The sequence below is a fragment of the Halomonas sp. BM-2019 genome (assembly GCF_017584085.1).
This window is the reverse complement of record NZ_CP071922.1, coordinates 2,139,780-2,142,741: the sequence shown is the minus strand read 5'-3', so window position 1 is coordinate 2,142,741 and position 2,962 is coordinate 2,139,780. Positions and strand designations below refer to the sequence as shown.

The window sequence follows — 2,962 nt, the reverse complement described above, 5'->3', positions numbered from 1 at the left end:
CCTAGCGCACATGCACCACCGTGAACATTAACCTTGTCCGCGTCTAACTGCATGTCGTGAATGGCAATCATGGTGACCATAGCGAACGCTTCGTTAATTTCCCAAACGTCAACGTCGTCTTTGCTCCAGCCTGCTTTTTCCAGTGCCTTATTCATAGCGCCAACCGGTGCCATAGTGAACTCTGACGGTTTCTGTGAATGGGTTGCATGGCTGACAATGCGGGCAAGAGGCTGTAAACCACGTGCTTGCGCTTCGCTTTCACGCATGAGCACTAAGGCAGCTGCGCCATCAGAAATGGACGAAGAGTTCGCTGCGGTCACGGTGCCGTCTTTGGCAAATGCTGGACGTAGGCTTGGAATCTTATCAATACGTGCTTTGCCCGGTTGCTCGTCGGTACTGACCGTCACATCACCTTTCCGATCACTGTAGCTCACCGGTGTAATTTCGTCCGCAAACAAACCGTTTGCAATCGCGTCTTGCGCACGAGTCAGTGAACGAATGGCAAAGTCGTCCATCGCTTCACGACTAAAGCCATAGGCATCGGCCGTGTCTTGGGCATAACAACCCATGGCTTTGCCTTCATAGGCATCCTGCAAACCATCGAACATCATGTGATCAAGCACTTGACCATGACCCATGCGGTAACCGCTGCGCGCTTTGTCGAGCAAATACGGTGCGTTGGACATGCTTTCCATACCACCCGCTACGACCACATCGGCAGAGCCTGCTTTGATCAAATCATGACCGAACATCACGGTTTTCAAGCCTGAGCCACAGACCTTATTGATCGTGGTTGCGCCGGTGCCTAGTGGTAAGCCTGCGGCTAACATGGCTTGACGTGCGGGTGCTTGTTTTAAACCGGCAGGTAAAACACAGCCCATAATCACTTCACTGACGTCTTCGCCGGCAAGGCCCGAGCGCTCTATTGCGGCACGAATCGCCTGAGCACCAAGGTCTGGCGCGCTCACGGCACTAAGTTCGCCCATAAAGCCACCCATAGGGGTACGCGCAGCGGCGACAATGACAACTGAATCTGAGCTCATTTCCTTTCTCCTGCTGTAATAAAAATGTTAGGCCGAGCATGCTCAGCACTTTACGTTAACGTAAACTTCGTGATAGCTTAACGCCTGTGAATGCCTCATGGCAAGTGACCATTGGATTCGAATCATGATTAAACCGCAAATTGACACGGCTGAGTTTGAAACAAGCCCAGAACGGGTGCGCCGAACTCAGGACACGTTTAGCATCGGCGACCTCTCGCGTGAGTTTGATATTACGACGCGCAGCATTCGTTTTTACGAAGACCAAGGCTTACTTATCCCAGAGCGTCGCGGCCAGACCCGTATTTATCATCAAAAAGATCGAGTGCGATTAAAACTGATTCTGCGCGGTAAACGTTTAGGCTTTACCCTCGCGGAAACCAAAACCCTTTTTGACATGTATGACCGCGACGGCAGCAGCGTCAATCAATTACAAACCATGTTGCGTTTAATTGAAGACAAAAAATCAGCGCTACGCCAGCAATTAGAAGATATTAAAGTTGTTTTGCATGAACTCACTGCGGTTGAAGCCGGCTGTCGTGCAGAGCTCAATGAAAAATCCAAGGAGTCCCTATGATCAGCATGTATAAACCATTTAATTTTGACCTCGGCGAAACCGCTGACATGATTCGCGAGCAAGTCAATGCCTTTGCCCGTGACGAAATTGCTCCGCGTGCGGCCGAGATCGACGAGAAAAATGAGTTTCCTGCTGACTTATGGCGCAAGTTCGGTGACATGGGCCTTCTCGGTATTACCGTTCCTGAAGAGTTTGGTGGCGCCGAGATGGGCTATCTTGAGCACGTCATCGCGATGGAAGAAATCAGCCGCGCGTCCGCGTCAGTCGGCTTAAGCTATGGTGCGCACTCGAACTTATGCGTTAACCAAATCAAAATTAACGGCTCGCAAGCGCAGAAAGAGAAATATTTACCAAAATTAGTCAGCGGTGAACACGTCGGCGCTCTTGCTATGAGTGAGCCGAATGCCGGCTCGGATGTCGTCAGCATGAAGCTGCACGCCAAGAAAGATGGCGATCATTACATTCTGAACGGCAACAAAATGTGGATCACCAATGGTCCAGACGCTGATGTCTTAGTCGTGTACGCAAAAACTGAGCCGGGTGCCGGTTCAAAAGGAATTACTGCGTTCATTATTGAAAAAGACAACACCCCAGGTTTTAGCACGGCACAAAAGCTCGACAAACTTGGCATGCGTGGCTCTAACACCTGTGAACTAGTATTCGAAGATGCTCGCGTCCCGGCCGAGAACATTTTAGGCGAACTCAATCAAGGCGTGAAAGTCCTCATGAGCGGCCTTGACTATGAGCGTGCCGTTCTGGCTGCTGGCCCGCTAGGTATCATGCAAGCCTGTATGGATGTGGTCGTGCCTTACATTCACGAGCGTGAGCAGTTTGGGCAGTCGATCGGCCAGTTCCAGCTGGTGCAAGGTAAAGTCGCCGACATGTACACCCAAATGAATGCGGCACGCGCGTATGTTTACGCAGTCGCAAAAGCCTGTGACCGCGGCGAAACGACCCGCAAAGATGCTGCTGGGGCGATTCTTTACGCTGCCGAACTCGCCACCAAAATGGCCCTCGACGCGATTCAGTTGCTCGGCGGCAACGGCTATATTAATGAGTACCCGACCGGCCGTTTACTGCGGGATGCTAAACTTTATGAAATTGGTGCTGGCACGTCAGAAATTCGCCGAATGCTGATCGGCCGTGAGTTATTCACCGAATCCAAATAAAAGGAACCGAATTGTGGCCATCCTTACTAGTAAAGTGAATCCGCGCGATGAAGGTTTTTTAGCCAATCGTGAGGCAATGCTTGAGGTCCTTGCTGACTTGCAAGCGAAAGCAGAACAAATTAAACAAGGCGGCGGTAAAAGCTACCAAGAACGTCATGTGGCGCGCGGCAAATTGC

General features: G+C 51.1%; 3 protein-coding genes. 2 read left to right on the top strand and 1 reads right to left on the bottom strand.

Translation table 11 applies throughout. The annotated features are described in order from the left end of the window. Positions 1 to 1,043, bottom strand: a 1,043-nt coding sequence (locus J5F18_RS10620) for an acetyl-CoA C-acyltransferase (protein WP_346298623.1), incomplete at its 3' end; no start/stop codon positions are given. 124 nt (positions 1,044 to 1,167) lie between these two features. Here J5F18_RS10620 and J5F18_RS10615 point away from each other — a divergent pair. Together J5F18_RS10615 and J5F18_RS10610 are read left to right on the top strand one after the other, a co-directional pair. Beyond that, positions 1,168 to 1,617 (top strand): MerR family DNA-binding transcriptional regulator, encoded by a 450-nt coding sequence (locus tag J5F18_RS10615; RefSeq protein ID WP_290564247.1) that lies wholly within the window; start codon positions 1,168 to 1,170, stop codon positions 1,615 to 1,617. Further along, entirely contained in the window at positions 1,614 to 2,786 is a 1,173-nt protein-coding gene (locus tag J5F18_RS10610) for an isovaleryl-CoA dehydrogenase (protein ID WP_346298622.1), read from the top strand. Before J5F18_RS10615 ends, J5F18_RS10610 begins: the two co-directional genes overlap by 4 nt. The last annotated feature ends 176 nt before the right edge of the window (positions 2,787 to 2,962 follow it).